12 protein-coding genes and 1 pseudogene are annotated in these 15,203 nt (G+C 68.3%); 4 read left to right on the top strand and 9 right to left on the bottom strand.

The annotated features are described in order from the left end of the window. Window positions 1-1,185: pseudogene (locus NBW77_RS19985) on the top strand (4-amino-4-deoxy-L-arabinose transferase); the annotation flags it as partial. A gap of 240 nt (window positions 1,186-1,425) precedes the next feature. Here NBW77_RS19985 and NBW77_RS19980 read toward each other — a convergent pair. From NBW77_RS19980 to NBW77_RS19955, 6 genes are all read right to left on the bottom strand, one after another. Then, entirely contained in the window at window positions 1,426-2,178 is a 753-nt protein-coding gene (locus NBW77_RS19980) for a type III pantothenate kinase (RefSeq protein WP_131749255.1), read from the bottom strand. Next, on the bottom strand, window positions 2,178-3,206 hold the full coding sequence (nadC, locus tag NBW77_RS19975) for a carboxylating nicotinate-nucleotide diphosphorylase (protein WP_250280139.1): 1,029 nt from the start codon (window positions 3,204-3,206) through the stop codon (window positions 2,178-2,180). Before nadC ends, NBW77_RS19980 begins: the two co-directional genes overlap by 1 nt. Further along, window positions 3,203-4,966, bottom strand: coding sequence for an L-aspartate oxidase (locus NBW77_RS19970; RefSeq protein ID WP_131749250.1), 1,764 nt, complete (start codon window positions 4,964-4,966; stop codon window positions 3,203-3,205). The genes nadC and NBW77_RS19970 overlap by 4 nt, the downstream gene beginning before the upstream one ends. After that, on the bottom strand, window positions 4,963-5,475 hold the full coding sequence (gene panD, locus NBW77_RS19965; RefSeq protein ID WP_131749248.1) for an aspartate 1-decarboxylase: 513 nt from the start codon (window positions 5,473-5,475) through the stop codon (window positions 4,963-4,965). Before panD ends, NBW77_RS19970 begins: the two co-directional genes overlap by 4 nt. Window positions 5,476-5,477: 2 nt before the next feature. Beyond that, window positions 5,478-6,377, bottom strand: coding sequence for a pantoate--beta-alanine ligase (gene panC, locus NBW77_RS19960; protein WP_131749246.1), 900 nt, complete (start codon window positions 6,375-6,377; stop codon window positions 5,478-5,480). Window positions 6,378-6,576: 199 nt separating this feature from the next. Further along, window positions 6,577-7,488 carry a phosphoribosylaminoimidazolesuccinocarboxamide synthase gene (locus NBW77_RS19955; protein WP_250280138.1) on the bottom strand — a complete coding sequence of 304 codons (912 nt, stop codon included), beginning with the start codon at window positions 7,486-7,488 and terminating at the stop codon, window positions 6,577-6,579. 88 nt (window positions 7,489-7,576) lie between these two features. Here NBW77_RS19955 and NBW77_RS19950 point away from each other — a divergent pair, with 88 nt between their 5' ends. Both NBW77_RS19950 and purB read left to right on the top strand, forming a co-directional pair. After that, on the top strand, window positions 7,577-8,167 hold the full coding sequence (locus NBW77_RS19950; RefSeq protein WP_131749244.1) for a hypothetical protein: 591 nt from the start codon (window positions 7,577-7,579) through the stop codon (window positions 8,165-8,167). A gap of 134 nt (window positions 8,168-8,301) precedes the next feature. Then, window positions 8,302-9,735, top strand: a complete 1,434-nt coding sequence (gene purB, locus NBW77_RS19945) for an adenylosuccinate lyase (RefSeq protein ID WP_131749242.1) — start codon at window positions 8,302-8,304, stop codon at window positions 9,733-9,735. A 54-nt stretch (window positions 9,736-9,789) separates the two neighbouring features. Here the strand turns inward: purB and purE are convergent, their stop codons facing one another. From purE to NBW77_RS19930, 3 genes are all read right to left on the bottom strand, one after another. Continuing rightward, on the bottom strand, window positions 9,790-10,317 hold the full coding sequence (gene purE / locus NBW77_RS19940; RefSeq protein ID WP_250280137.1) for a 5-(carboxyamino)imidazole ribonucleotide mutase: 528 nt from the start codon (window positions 10,315-10,317) through the stop codon (window positions 9,790-9,792). Between the two features lie 10 nt (window positions 10,318-10,327). Continuing rightward, window positions 10,328-11,623: a phosphoribosylamine--glycine ligase gene (purD, locus tag NBW77_RS19935; protein WP_131749240.1), complete on the bottom strand. Its 1,296-nt coding sequence runs from the start codon at window positions 11,621-11,623 to the stop codon at window positions 10,328-10,330. Between the two features lie 173 nt (window positions 11,624-11,796). Continuing rightward, window positions 11,797-12,849 carry a hypothetical protein gene (locus tag NBW77_RS19930; RefSeq protein WP_250280136.1) on the bottom strand — a complete coding sequence of 351 codons (1,053 nt, stop codon included), beginning with the start codon at window positions 12,847-12,849 and terminating at the stop codon, window positions 11,797-11,799. Window positions 12,850-13,133: 284 nt separating this feature from the next. On the opposite strand from NBW77_RS19930, the gene NBW77_RS19925 reads away from it, so the two are divergent. Continuing rightward, a complete protein-coding gene (locus NBW77_RS19925; protein ID WP_131749202.1) occupies window positions 13,134-14,417 on the top strand; it encodes an adenylosuccinate synthase in 1,284 nt (427 codons plus the stop codon). Window positions 14,418-15,203 lie beyond the last annotated feature (786 nt).

Raw genomic sequence — 15,203 nt, 5'->3', positions numbered from 1 at the left:
AGGGTATTCGCAGGTGTATCCGTGCTGCTGTTCTCGCTGGCCCCGCTCGCGGTGTGGTATCAGCGTATGGTTTTCCTCGACAACATTGCCGTGATGTGGATGCTGGCCGCCCTTGTCTGCGCGGCATCACCTCGCCGCAGTGTTGGTTCGGCCATCTGGACCGGTGTGTTCATGGCCTTCTCCTTCTGGTCGAAGGAGACAATTCTGGTGCTGCTTCCGGCCGTTTATCTGCTGCTCCGGCAGAACCGTGACCCGCGGAACTGGAGGTTTGTACGCCGCAGCTTCCTCGGTTTTCTGACCGGGATCTGTGGGATCTACCTGCTCTATGCGGTGACGAAGAACGAGCTTTTCGAGGGCTCCGGCCACGTCTCGCTGATCGGGGCCATCAAATGGCAGCTGTTCGACCGGCAGGCGAGCGGGAGCCTGTTGCAGGCGGGCAGCAGCACCCGGAGCATGGCCAACCTGTGGTTGCAGATCGACCCGTACCTGCTGGGCTCCGGTGTTGTTGCCGCGCTCCCGGCGCTGTTTTTCGGGCGCCTCCGGGCAGTCGCGATCCTGCTCCTGATCCAAGTCGGATTCATGTTCCGTAACGGGTATATGCCATACGCCTACGTGACGGCGATGCTGCCGTTCGCGGCGCTGTGCGTGGCCGGGATGCTCGACGTGACGCTGCCACGACCGCTCGTGGACCGGGCGCATCGAGTACCGATCGCCCGGACGGCCCTGCGTCTTGTGGCTGTCGGCACTGTGGCTACCACGGGGTTGCTGGCCCTCTCCGGTGACTGGGCACCGAAGCTGGGTACGGCGCTGACCGCGGATGACAGTAAGCCGAGCAGGGACGCGGCCCGTTGGTACATCGAGAACATTCCCAACGGCCACACCGTCGTCACGGACGACAACATATGGACGGATCTTGAATTGGCCGGCAAGAAGCCGGAGCCGATCTGGTTCTACAAGCTGGATCTCGACCCAGCCGTCCGCGGGAAGATGAAGAACGGTTGGCAGGATGTTGACTACATCATTCTCGGACAACTGACGCCGACTATTCTGAATGATCTGCCATTGGTTGCGGAAGGGTTGCGTCATTCGGTTGTCGTGAAGTCGTTCGGCAACGGTCAGATCGCGATCCGCAAGGTGATCAAGCAGGGTTGTCCCGCTGACATAAATGCCACGCCGGGCTGCTGACCGGCAGGATGTCCACCTGCGAGCCCTGTCCGCAGGTGGACAGGACGGGTTCGCGCGCCTACCGGATCTCCGCGAGCCAGGAGGCGACGGCACGCCGACTGCCCAGCCACACGCGGGTGAGATGAGCGTACCGAGGGTCCATGAAGGCGGCGCCATCTGGTACTAAGTGTCTCGAAGTGTCCCAGGACATCGGATCAAGACCATCGGATCAAGTCCGTGACCTGGGGTGGAGTGTTTTCTCTACGTGTTCTTGGTGAAGACAAGACGCAGGCCGATGAGGGTGAGATGCGGCTCGTGGTGTTGGAGCGTCTCGCTCTCGGAGATGATGAGCGGTGCGAGCCCGCCGGTCGCGATGACCGCGGGTTCGGCGTCCAGCTCGTCGGTGATGCGGCGCACCAACCCGTCCACCTGGCCGACCACGCCGTAGATCATCCCTGACTGCAGTGCTTCGACCGTGCTCTTTCCGATCACCGATCGTGGCGGAGTGAGCTCGACCTTGCGTAGCTGCGCGGCTCTTGAGGCGAGGGCATCCAGCGCGATCTCGATACCGGGAGCGAGGGCACCACCGAGGAACTCACCCCGGCTGGAGACCACGTCCAGGTTCGTGGATGTCCCGAAGTCGACGACGATCGCCGGCCCGCCGTACAGGTGGTGCGCGGCCAGCGTGTTCATGATGCGGTCGGCGCCCGCCTCCTTGGGATTGTCGATGAGGACGGGTACGCCGGTGCGGGTGCCGGGCTCCACGACAACCGCTGGTACGTCGTGGAACGCCCGTGCCACCATGCGCCGGATCTCCCGAAGTGCCGCAGGCACGGTCGAGCACACCGACACGCCATCGACGTGATAGCCCCGCAGCAGGCCCCGGAACAGCAGCGACAGCTCGTCCGCGGTGGCATGCGGATCGGTACGTATCCGCCAGGAGTCCACGAGGTGGTCGTTCTCGAAGACACCGAGGACGGTGTTGGTGTTGCCGACGTCGACGGTGAGCAGCATCAGGCCGTCCCCTCGACCCGGTCCGACGTCGAGGGAGCCGACCCGAGGCCCAGGCTCAGATCCAGGCCGAGATCGAGGGCGGGCGCCGAGTGGGTCAGCGCCCCGACCGCCAGATAGTCGACACCGGTCTCGGCGACGGATCGTGCGACCTCGAGTGTCAGCCCGCCGCTCGCCTCCAGCTTCACTCCGGCCGGACGGGCGATCGCGACGGACTCGCGCAGCTCGCCGGTTGTCATGTTGTCGCAGAGGATCAGGTCCGCACCGGCCGTCACGGCCTCGGCCACCTGGGCAGGCGTGTCGCACTCGACCTCGACCGGCAGGCCCGGGAACCTCGTGCGCACCGCGGTGAAGGCCGCAGCCACGCCGCCCGCGGCGACTACGTGGTTGTCCTTCACCAGCGCCGCGTCCGCCAGCGACATGCGGTGGTTGACGCCGCCGCCGCAGCGCACCGCGTACTTCTCCAACGCACGCAGCCCGGGGAGGGTCTTGCGAGTGTCTCGGACCGAGACGCCGGTACCGTCCACCGCGTCCACCCAGTGGCGGGTCGCCGTCGCCACCCCGGACAGGTGGCACAGCAGGTTCAACGCCGTGCGTTCGGCGGTGAGTAGTGCACGGACCGGACCTGCGACGGTCAGGACCGCGTCGCCGGGGCTCACCCGGTCGCCATCCGAGGCGGTGATGTCGATATCCAACCCCTGTGCGGAGAGAACCGTCTCGAAGACCGCCGCGGCCACCGGGAGACCCGCGACCACTCCGTGTGCACGTGCGACGATCGCGCCCCGGCCGCGCAGCCCGGGTGGGACCGTCGCGACCGATGTCACGTCCACCGCCTCCGCCGGCCCCACCGCCTCCGCCGGCCCCACCGCCTCCGCCGGCCCCACGGCCAGATCCTCGGCAACCGCCCGCCGGACGAGTTCGATGAGCGCGCCCGGGTCGAGCCCGGCGGACACCAGGGCCGCTGTGGTCGCGGGCGACAGGGGGGGAAACGCGGGTACGGAGAACCGCGGTAGCGAGGACGACGGCATCATGCGGCGTCCGACGCCTGCGTGGAAACCCGAGTCCCCGAACCACCGGAGTCGCCCGGGTCGCCTGAAACGTCCAACGCCCTGTAGGTCACTGACAGCTCGCCTTCCGCGTCCAGCCGGGTAAGGACATGGCCGCGCCATTCACCGTCGTCGGTGTCGGGGAAATCCTCCCGCCAGTGCGAGCCACGCGTCTCCTTGCGCATCTCGGCGGCTGCGACCATCGCGATGGCGACCGTCCGCAGGTTCGTCATCTCCCAGGCATCCGGTCCGGCCGTGACCGTGCCCCCGCCGAGGCGTGGATCCCCGAGCTCGGTGAGGGCCTTGGCGGTGGCCCGCAGGCTGTCCGCGCTGCGCAGCACCCCGGCGCCGTCGGTCATGGCCCGGGCCAGGTCGGCTCGGGCCGCCGGGTCCGCGAGCCCCACCGAGCCGCGTCCCACCACCGGGTCCACGGGCTGTGCCGGGGTCGGTAGGCCCCGGGCGAGGTCGATGGCGATGCGGGCGGCGAAGACCAGGCCCTCCAGCAGGCTGTTGGACGCCAACCGGTTCGCGCCGTGCACACCCGTGCACGCCACCTCGCCGCATGCGTACAGGCCCGGAACGCTGGTCCGGCCCCAGGCGTCGGTGCGGATCCCACCGCTGGCGTAGTGCGCGGCAGGGGTAACCGGGATCGGGTCGCGCACCGGGTCCACCCCGGCGGCCCGGCAGCGGGCCATGATCGTGGGGAAGCGGCGCAGCAGCGTCGACTCGCCCAGCCCCCGGGCGTCCAGGTAGAGGTGGTCGACACCCTGGGCGGCCATCACCCGCGACATCTGTTTCGCGACGACGTCTCGCGGGGCCAGGTCAGCCAGCGGATGCACACCGTCCATCACCGGGTTGCCGGCCGCGTCCACCAGCCGGGCACCCTCGCCGCGCATGGCCTCGCTGACCAGTGGCTGCTGGGCGGTCACGTGGTGAGCACGATCGCCGGCGGCGTCCCCCGTCGGTCCCGCCAGCCACAGCGCGGTCGGGTGAAACTGGACGAACTCCAGGTCGGTGACAACCGCTCCGGCTCGCAGGGCCAGGGCAACGCCGTCCCCGGTGGACACCGGCGGGTTGGTGGTGGAGGCGAAGATCTGCCCCATCCCGCCGGTAGCGAGAATCACCGCGCGGGCGGTGACCGCGCCGACTCCGTCTCCGGTGCCCTCACCGAGCACATGCAGGGTTACGCCGGCTGCGTTCCCGTTCACGTCCAGCAGCAGGTCGAGGACGAGCGCGTGTTCGATCACCTCGACGCCCGGGTCGGCGCGCAGCGCCGCGATGAGTGCCCGTTCGACCTCGAGGCCGGTGGCGTCCCCGCCGGCATGCACGACCCGGTTACGCAGGTGCCCGCCTTCGCGGGTCAGCGCGAAGGCGCCGGTGGAGCCGTCCCGGTCGAACGCGGCGCCGAGGGAAGCGAGTTCTCGAACCCGGGCCGGTCCCTCTGTGACGAGGATCCGGACCGCGTCGGCATCGCACAGGCCGACCCCGGCGACGAGGGTGTCAACAAGATGATCCTCGGGCGAGTCCTCGGGGGCGAGTGCAGCGGCGATTCCGCCCTGGGCCCATCGGGTCGAGCCTTCGTCGATGCGGGCCTTGGTGACCAGCAGCACCCGGCCGTCGGGCTCGGCGATACGGGCATGTAGGACGGCGGTCAGTCCGGCGATCCCGGAACCGATCACGACGATGTCGGTGTCGCGGACCCACCCCGGCCCGGGCGCTCCGAGCCGGCAGGGCAGGAACGTCACCGGACCTGCGGCGTGGCGCCGACCGGGGCCGGATGCCCGCCGCCCGCGTCCGCGGCGAGGGCCCGGCCGACCGATGTCCGGCTGGCCGATACCTGCCTGACGACGTCCCCGCGCAGGCTGGACGGGTCGTCCGGGATCGCCGCGGCCGGGTCGTCCCCATGGGCGAGGACCCGGTTGGCCGCGTCCACGAACAGCACCCGCGGGGTGAACCGGCGTGCGTCCGCGTCCTCCATGACGGCGTAGGAAAGGATGATCACAAGGTCGCCGGGATGGACGAGTCGAGCGGCTGCGCCGTTGATACCGATCACGCCGCTGCCACGGGGGCCGGTGATCGCGTAGGTCTCCAGGCGGGCCCCGTTGTCGATGTCGACGATCGTCACCTGCTCTCCGGGAAGCAGGTCCGCGTCCTCCATCAGGTCTGCGTCGATCGTCACCGATCCGACATAGTGCAGGTCGGCCTGGGTAACCGTGGCTCGGTGGATCTTCGACTTGAGCATGGTTCGGAACACGGTCAGCCGTCCTCCTCGGGCAGCGTGAGCTCGATGTTGTCGATCAGCCGGGTGGTACCGACCCGGGCCGCGACCAGCAGCAGCGCCTGGCCGGTACGGACCGGTGACAGATCGTCGGGGCTGGCGAGCGTCAGATAGTCGAGGTCTACCCCCGGCTCGGCCGCGAGGATGTTCCCGGCCGCCGCGAGCACCACGTCCGCGCCCTCGTCCGCGACGCTCACCCCGACCGCCAGCGCCCGGGACAGCGCGAGCGCGGCCCGCTGCTGGTGGGTCGTCAGGTAGGAGTTGCGGCTGGACAGCGCCAACCCGTCCGGGGCACGGACGGTCGACACCCCGACGATCTCGGTCGGGAAGGCCAGGTCCCGAACCATGCGGCGGATGAGGACGAGCTGCTGGGCGTCCTTCTTGCCGAAGAACGCCAGCTGCGGGCGGGTCAGATGCAGGAGGGTCGCGACGATGGTGAGGACGCCGTCGAAGTGCCCTGGACGGGTCGCCCCTTCCAGGATCTCGCCGAGGGGACCGGCGCAGACGCGGACGGCTGGTGGGGTCTCGTGGACGACCGTCGGGGCGAAGACCACGTCCACACCCTCGTCGGCGCAGATCTCCAGGTCGGCCTCGAGCGTCCGCGGATACCGGGAGAGATCCTCCTGCGGGCCGAACTGCAGTGGGTTGACGAAGATCGTGACGACGAGTTGGTCCGTGCGGGCACGAGCCGTTCTGATCAGCTCGGCGTGCCCGGCGTGCAGCGCGCCCATCGTCATCACGACGGCGCGCGTGTCACTGGGTGCTAAGAGTGACGAATTCAGTACTGTCTGGAGGTCGGCGCTGCTTCGGGCCAGCGCTGGACGCCCGCCGGTGGGCGGTCGGGGGCAGGTGGAAGCTGCCGTTCGGGATGTGGCCATCAGTGTCGTTCCAGTCCTCGTGGGGGTACCGGACGTCGGCAGTCAGCGTAACGCGCCCGCAATCGTTCGCGCTCGCCTGTCGTCGATCCCACACAGCACCCCTGTCCACCTCGGTCGTGATGATCCACGGTTGCTCGTCCGGGTCCGGCGGCGTGCGCGCGGCAGGGCAGCGGTGGTCTGACGTACAGCCGTGGCAGGGTTACGCGGTCGCGATGTAGTCGGCGAAGGAGATGCCGGTCAGGCGTTCGTATGCCTCGATGTAGCGGGCACGGGTGGCCTCGACCACGTCGTCAGGAAGTTCGGGACCGGGGGCGGTCCGGTCCCAGCCGGTGGAGGTCAGATGGTCCCGGATGAACTGCTTGTCATAGGACGGCTGGGAGCGGCCGGGCTTCCACTGGCCGGTCGGCCAGAACCGTGACGAGTCCGGGGTCAGCACCTCGTCGCCCAGGCGCAGGACGCCGTTGTCGTCGTGGCCGAACTCGAACTTCGTGTCCGCCAGGATGATGCCGCGCTCCGCGGCCAGGCCGGTGGCCCGTCCGAAGATCTGAAGGGTGAGTTTCTCCAGCTCGGCGGCGACCTGCGGGCCGGTCCGGGCCGCCGCGTCCTCTCGGCTGATGTTCTCGTCGTGCTCGCCCACCGGGGCCTTCGTCGACGGAGTGTAGATCGTTTCTGGAAGTCGGCTGCCGTCGACCAGCCCCGCCGGCAGGATGTGGCCGCTGACCGCGCCGGTCCGCTGGTAGTCCCCCAGCCCACTGCCGGTCAGGTAACCACGGGCGACGCACTCGATCGGCACCATGGTCAGCCGCCGGCACAGCATCGACCGGCCGCGCAACTGCTCGGTGTAGGGCGCGAGTTCGTCCGGGTACTCGTCCACGTTCGCGCTGATCACATGGGACGGCACGATGTCGGCGAGCTGGTCGAACCACCACAGCGACAGCCCGGTGAGAACGGCGCCCTTGTCCGGGATCTCCGTGGGCAGCACCACGTCGAACGCGGAGATCCGGTCGCTGGCGACCAGTAGCACCGCGTCGTCCCCGACCGCGAACATCTCCCTGACCTTGCCCGAGCCGAGATGGGTCAGGCCGGCGAATTCCTCATGCGTCAGCGGCATGCCCTGACCGTATCGAGCCCCACCCGTCAGAGGCACCCGCGGGCGGTGGCTTCGGGCCGACGTGCGGGCCGGCCGGCCGAGCCCGACCATGAACATGGTGACGGGACGACCACCGCATCTCGCTTCCGCCGACGTCCGTACCGGGCCTGTCGGGCCTGTCGGGCCTGCCACGAGGGCCGCATGGCGGACGGGTCTGGTCCGCTGGCTGGTTCCACGGGCAGGTGATCCCGCCAATGCGATCTATGGAACGATTCTGGTAACGGCCATCATCGCGGCCGAGGATCCGGACCAGATCCACATCAGCGACATCATCGTGACCGTTGCCGTGACCGTCATCGTGTTCTGGCTCTCGCACGGCTACGCCGATCTGATCGGTGACAGGCTGAACGCGGGCACCAGACCTTCACTGCGAGAGGTCAACCGGTCCCTGGCGCGGAACTGGCCGATCGTGCAGGCGGCGGTGGTGCCGACAGCGGCTCTGATCATCGCCGCCGTGGCCGGCGCGACCGTGGAGAACGCTCAGGCGGCAGCCCTGTGGACGTCCACGGCGCTGCTCGCCGTCTGGGGGATCGTGGCCGGTCGGGCCTGCCGTCTACACGGCTGGGGCCTGGCGCTCCATGCCGGCGGCAGCGCCCTGCTCGGCCTCGTGATGATCTTCCTCAAGGTTCTGATCCACTAGTCGATCCACCAGCCGGAGACCTGATCGTGGGCTGATCTGTCGAGTTTTGTGCGGCGGGCGAACACCGGACGGTCGGCCGAACCTCGAAAGATCCGGACAGTGCCGAGGTCGGGGTTTGGGGCACGATGGCCAGCATGGCCTCCGAGTATGCGATCCCCGATGTCCTGGCGACCCGTTACGCCTCGGCCGAGCTGAGAGAGCTGTGGTCCCCGCAGAACAAGGTCGTGCTGGAGCGCAGGTTGTGGCTCGCGGTCCTGCGGGCACAGCGGGACCTGGGTCTCGACCTTCCCGAGAGCGTGATCGAGGACTACGAGCGGGTCCTGACCGACGTCGACCTGGGCTCCATCGCGCAGCGGGAACGCATCCGGCGCCATGATGTGAAGGCCCGCATCGAGGAGTTCAACGCCCTGGCCGGCCACGAGCACGTGCACAAGGGCATGACGTCCCGGGATCTGACGGAGAACGTCGAACAGCTTCAGATACGCAGCTCGCTCGGGCTCGTCCGGGACCGCGTCGTCGCGGCGCTCGCCCGGCTGGCGCGGCTCACCGCCGAGTACGACACCTTGGTGATGACCGGGCGCAGCCACAACGTTCCAGCACAGGCAACTACGTTGGGCAAGCGTTTCGCTTCGGCGGGCGAGGAATTGTTCGTCGGCCTCGAAAGGATCGAGGATCTGCTCGCCCGCTATCCGCTGCGTGGGGTGAAAGGACCGGTCGGGACCGGTCAGGACATGCTCGACCTGCTCGGCGGAGATCCGGCGAAACTTGCCGAACTGGAGCGGCGGATCGCGCAGTTCCTCGGCTTCACCCGGGTTCTGACCAGCGTCGGGCAGGTCTACCCGCGCTCGCTCGACTTCGACGTCCTCACCGCGTTGACCCAGGCGGCGGCCGGGCCGGCGAGCCTCGCCACGACCATCCGGCTGATGGCCGGCCATGAACTGGCCACCGAGGGCTTCGCGGCCGGGCAGGTCGGCTCCTCGGCGATGCCGCACAAGATGAACACCCGCTCGTGCGAGCGGGTCGGTGGCCTGTCGGTGGTGCTGCGTGGTTTCACGGCGATGACCGGCGAACTCGCCGGAAACCAGTGGAACGAGGGGGACGTGTCCTGCTCGGTCGTGCGCAGGGTCGCCCTGCCCGGCGCGTTCTTCGCCGCCGACGGGCTCTACGAGACCTTCCTGACCGTTCTGGACGATTTCGGGGCCTACCCGGCCGTGATCGCCCGTGAGCTGGACCGCAATCTGCCGTTCCTGGCGACGACCAAGGTTCTGATGGCCGCGGTACGCCGGGGTGTCGGGCGGGAGACCGCCCACGAGGTCATCCGCGAGCATGCGGTCGCCGTGGCCCTCGCCATGCGCGAGAAGGGCGCTGAACACAACGATCTGATGAAGCGGCTCGCCGGCGACGAACGGTTGGGCCTGGACGCGGCTGCGCTGTCGTCGGTGCTGGCCGAGCCACTGACATTCACCGGAGCGGCCCGTGCACAGGTCGCGGACTTCTGTGTACGGGCCGACGAGGTGGCGCGTCGTTACCCGGATGCCGCGGCGTACACGCCGGAGCCGATCCTGTAGGCCCTGCCCGGTTGAACACCCGCGCGCCTGGTGCCGGACCGGACCCGGACCCGGTCACTGGCCGGGTGCCAGCGCCTCGGCGAGGCCTGCGGCGGCGGCCTTTTCGAAGTCGTCCTTGAACGCGGCAAGCAGGACGCGCAGGTCAGGGTCGTTCAGAGCGAGGATCTGGGTGGCCAGCACGGCTGCGTTCGTGGAGTTGTTCAGCCCGACGGTGGCGACCGGCACACCGGGTGGCATCTGCGCGATGGCGAGCAGGGAGTCCATGCCGTCCAGCGCCCCACCGGAGATCGGGACTCCGATCACGGGCAGCGTCGTGAGCGCGGCGACCGCGCCGGGCAGTGCCGCGGCGAGCCCGGCGCCCGCGATGACGACCACGATCCCGCGGACCTGCAGCTGACCCACGTACTCGGCGAGGGCACGGGGCGCCCGGTGGGCCGACAACGACACCTGTTCGTAGGGGACGCCGAAGCGCTCCAGGGTGGCGCCGGCCTTGCTCATCGTCTGGGCGTCCGAGGGGGAGCCGTACACGACGGCCACCTTCGGCGACCGGATGTCGGTGGTTGTCTGATCGGTCTCGCTCATGCCTGCCCGTTCATTCGGATTCTGGACGGTTGGTGCCGCCCCGGGGGACGTCGGTGGCGGTGGCGGTGCGCAGCCGGGACGGGTCGCCGATGTCGGTCCGGTAATGGGCCCCGGCCAGGGAGATGCGGCTGACGGCCTCGTACGCGGATCCTCGTGCGGATTCCAGATGCGAGCCAATCGCAGTGATGCACAGTACGCGCCCCCCGGACGACACGATCCTGCCGTCGGTGTCCCGCCGAGTACCGGCATGCAGGACGTCCACACCGGTCAGGGCTCCGGCAGCGTCGAGGCCGATGATTGGATCACCCAGCTTTGGTGACTTTGGGTAGCCGGGCGCGGCAATGACGACTGTGATCGCGGCGCCGGCCTGCCAAACCGGAGCGCTGCGGCCGGACAGGACGTCGGTCAGCGGGGTCGACAGCAGTGCCAGGATCGCCTGCACCTCGGGGTCGCCGAACCGGACGTTGAACTCGACCACCCGCAGGCCACGGGAGGTCAGCGCGAGACCGGCGTAGAGCAGGCCGGAGAACGGCGTGCCGCGGCGCGCCATTTCGTCCACGGTGGGCTGGATCACAGTCCGGACGACCTCGGGGGTGAGACCGCGTGGCGCCCACGGCAGGGGCGTGTAGGCGCCCATCCCGCCGGTGTTCGGCCCGGTGTCGCCGTCCCCGACCCGCTTGTGGTCCTGGGCGGGCAGCAGCGGCACGACCGTTCCGGCCTCGGTGACGATCGCGAACAGGGAGACCTCGGGCCCGTCCAGGTACTCCTCGATCACGACCCGGTCGTCGGGGCCCCGCAGGCAGGAACGCACGGCCGCGACCGCCGCGTTCCGGTCGGTGGTGACGGTGACGCCTTTGCCCGCGGCGAGGCCGTCGTACTTGACGACATAGGGCGGCCCGAACTCATCGAGGTCGGCGAGGGCAGGTTCGACCTCGGTGTGGTCGCGGGATGCCGCGGTCGGGACCCCCGCGGCCCGCATCACGTCCTTGGCAAAGGCCTTGCTGCCCTCCAGGCGCGCCGCCGCGGCGGACGGGCCGAAGCAGCGCAGCCCACGGGCCCGCACCTCGTCGGCCGCCCCGGCAACGAGCGGAACCTCCGGTCCTATGATCGTCAGGTCGGCGTGGACGGCTTCGGCGAGATCGGCCACGGCGTCCGGGTCGGAGACGTCGAGCGGAAGCGGTTCGGCCAGATCCGCGGTGCCGGCGTTACCGGGCGCACAGACCAGGGAGGTCACGGCCGGGTCGAGGGACAGGGCCAGGCACAACGCGTGCTCCCGGCCCCCGGACCCGACAACGAGAACCTTCACCTTGCCGTCCGGGTGGCTGTCCGGATTGCCTGTATCACCCGCATATCAGGCGACCCGACGCCGACCGCGAAACGGTCGATCTCACGCACAGTTACAATGCGTATATTGCGGACGGTAGGGGAGGGCACGGGGTACAGGGTAGCGCCTGCCCTGATCAACTTTCCGGGTATGAGTCACAAGCCGATGCCGGCCTGCCAGAGCAGGTGCGCCATGCCGTACACGAGCTGGTGTGCGCATCGCCGGGCGTCCACCTCGGCCATGGCTCCGACAACAGTGTGGATGTCCACCGGCCATGCCCGGACCTCCCGGCCGAGGGCGTGTAGTGGCCCCGGGTCTTCGCGTCCTTCAAAGGTCCGGCCGTTGGTGTCGATGAACAGGTGCAGGCAGCGGCCCGTGAACGGGAACATCTCGTTACGCCAGTACAGCACCGGCCAGGCCTGCGGCGGCACCCGCCTGCTGTGTCGACGTCCCCTTGCATCGGTGGACCCCGAGGGTTGCGCCGATCTGCCTCCCGACGGCTTCGTCGACTCCGGGATGTCGGATTGCGGTCGCCGGCGACGCAGGCCGCGGGCAAGCCACGCCGGACGGTCCGCGATGGTGCGAAGCACCAGGGTCGGCGCGAGGTTCTCTGCCGTGCAGATGGCGAGGAACTCGGCAATCTGGCGGTCCAGATGGGTGGCAATGGCCCCTGAACGTTCCCGCCGCAGCTCCTCGACCTGTCTTGTGCTGCGAATCGCGTGACTGCCGCGGGTCAGCACCTCGGTCAGGCTGCTGGGAAGCACATCACCGATCGGGGAGAAACCCACGGGTCGGGCGTCCAACCTGACGATCGGATCCGCGCCCTGCGGCCGGCGGACGAAACCGGCGCGCACTACCGGCATCCACTGGACGGCGAGGGGACTGGCTGCGACGTTCTCCTTCGAGGGACCGGGCTCGGACAGGTCACGCCTGGGAGGACGGTTGTCGGCGCCGCGTCCGGCCGGGACGTGTGCCGGGACGTGGCTGTTGGGCAGGGGGGCTTCGGGCAGGGGGGCTTCGGGCAGGGGCGGGTCCGGCAGGTTCAGCGTGGTCACGCTTCTGCCCGTCCGTTCCGGGACCGATGTCGCCGGCTGTACCGGCCCGGGGGTGTCGCAGGCGGATGCCCCGTCCGATGCCACACCGTCCGCCATGTCGGTGCTCTGGCCGGAGCCCCCGGCACTCACGGCCCGGGTGGTGACAGCAGCCACCGTGACACCCCCGTCCCGATCGACTACTCCTGGTACCTGGACAGCCTCTCCGGTAACTCTTGGTAATGCAAGTGGGACTTTCGTGTAGATGATCCATCTGGACCCGGAGCGGGTTCGGGTGTCCTTCGGCCGCTATCTGAGCCTTCTCCGCCTCTCGATCCATCTACCTGGATCCCCGCTCGCCGACCGAACGACGACTTCCGAAACACGCTGTAGACGGATCATGATTACGGTCCGCCGGCGATATGGCCTCCGTGGACCGGCGGGCCAGGTACCCTCACCCGGTGCCTGCTCTCGTGCTGATTGGTGCCCAGTGGGGCGATGAGGGCAAGGGAAAGGCGACCGACCTGCTTGGCGGGGCGGTTGACTTCGTTGTCCGCTACCAGGGTGGTAACAATGCTGGACATACCGTCGTCATCGACAAGGAAAGCTACGCTCTGCACTTGATCCCAAGCGGCGTGTTGCGTGCCGACTGTGTGCCCGTGATCGGCAACGGCGTCGTCATCGATCCCGGCGTCCTGCTCCACGAGATGGATGGGCTCACTGCCCGCGACATCGACGTGTCCCGCCTATTGATCAGTGCGAACGCGCACCTGATCATGCCGCATCATCGGGCGCTCGATAAAGTGACTGAACGTTACCTGGGCAAGGCTCGGATCGGGACGACCGGCCGGGGGATCGGCCCGACATACGGCGACAAGATCGCCCGAACCGGCATTCGTGTTCAGGACCTGCTCGACCCCGGGATTTTCCGCGCGAAGCTGGAGTTGGCGCTGCGGGAGAAGAACCAGATTCTGACCAAGATCTATAATCGCCGGGCTCTCGACGTGGACGCGGTCGTCGAGGAGTACGCCGACTACGCGCGACGGCTCGGACCTCACATTGTGGACACCGGCCTCGTCCTCGACCGGGCGCTACGCGATGGCAAAGTTGTGCTGCTGGAAGGCTCGCAGGGCACTCTCCTTGATGTCGATCATGGAACTTATCCGTTCGTCACCTCGTCCAACCCGACGGCGGGTGGGGCCGCGACCGGTTCGGGGATCGGACCGACCCGCATCACCAGGGTGATCGGCATCTGTAAGGCGTACACGACCCGGGTCGGTTCCGGCCCGTTCCCGACCGAGCTCACCGACAAGGTCGGGGACGAGCTGCGGGCGACCGGCGGTGAGTTCGGTGTGACAACCGGACGTGCCCGGCGAACCGGGTGGTTCGACGCGGTGATTGCTCGCTACGCGGTTCGCGTCAACGGACTGACCGACATTTTTCTGACTAAATTGGATATATTGTCCGGTTTTGATCGGATTCCGGTATGTGTGGCATACGACGTGCATGGTGTCCGGCATGACGACATGCCGATGACGCAGACCGAGTTCCATCACGCCAGGCCGATCTACGAGGAACTGCCGGGCTGGGGTGAGGACATCTCGACCGCCACCTCGTTCGACCAGCTGCCGACGGCCGCCCGTGACTACGTGAAGGCGATCGAGGATCTGTCCGGGGCACCGGTGTCGGCAATCGGTGTCGGGCCTGGTCGGGATCAGACGATCTCCATACGAGATCTCCTGTAGAGGTTGTTGGCGCGCTTTTGCTCGATCGCATGCCGGATCACATTTTCGATCATGCGTTCGGTTGTGCGGTGCGGGCCGCATTTCATGATCGAGAAACGACTTCCATATGATGGTCGACACCCGGTGCCGCCGGCCCTTCCCGGTGGCTCGGGTCATGGCATGCTCAGGCTCGGCCGACCGCCGATGCCTCCGTTCGGCCGACTGCTCAGGGTGACTTTGCCGATACTTGATGCGGCTGATGCACCAGGAGTTGCGTCCTGACTGAAATGTTCCAGAGATCCTTGAGAGCCTTCGGGAGCGCGAGAAGAAACATGATCGCGCCCCTTCGGTCGACTAGATGGCCCTTCGTTCGCATCGTGGAGGTACGCAATGAAGCGTTTCGCGCTGATCGCCCTGCTGGCCGCTCTCGCCGGCGGCAGTTTCCTCATCCGCAAGCGGGGCAAGCAGGACGTCTGAGCCCATCCCAGTCCTTGCCGGCGGCGGGTGCTCCCGGCGGCGGGTGCTCCCGGCGGCCGGTAGACCACCACCTCGCGTCGGCCGGTTGGCCGGCGGCTGCCGCGATGGCCGGTACGAGCAACATCGGTGATGTTGTGTTGTACCGGCCACCCACTGTCCCGCGGCGGTCGCGGACCGTGACCCGACCGGCTACGGATCGCGGTCGCTGCGCACCGCCATACGGATACCATTCAGCCCGGTGTCGGATATGTTTCCAATATATGGCTAATAATTGTCGTATACGTATGCCGCTACCGCCCGATGGCATCCATATTGTCGGGCGGGCCTCGG

It is taken from the genome of Frankia sp. Cppng1_Ct_nod, from assembly GCF_920656135.1.
Lineage (GTDB): Bacteria > Actinomycetota > Actinomycetes > Frankiales > Frankiaceae > Protofrankia > Protofrankia meridionalis.
The sequence above is the reverse complement of the archived record's forward strand: the minus strand, read 5'-3'. Positions and strand labels throughout refer to the sequence as shown.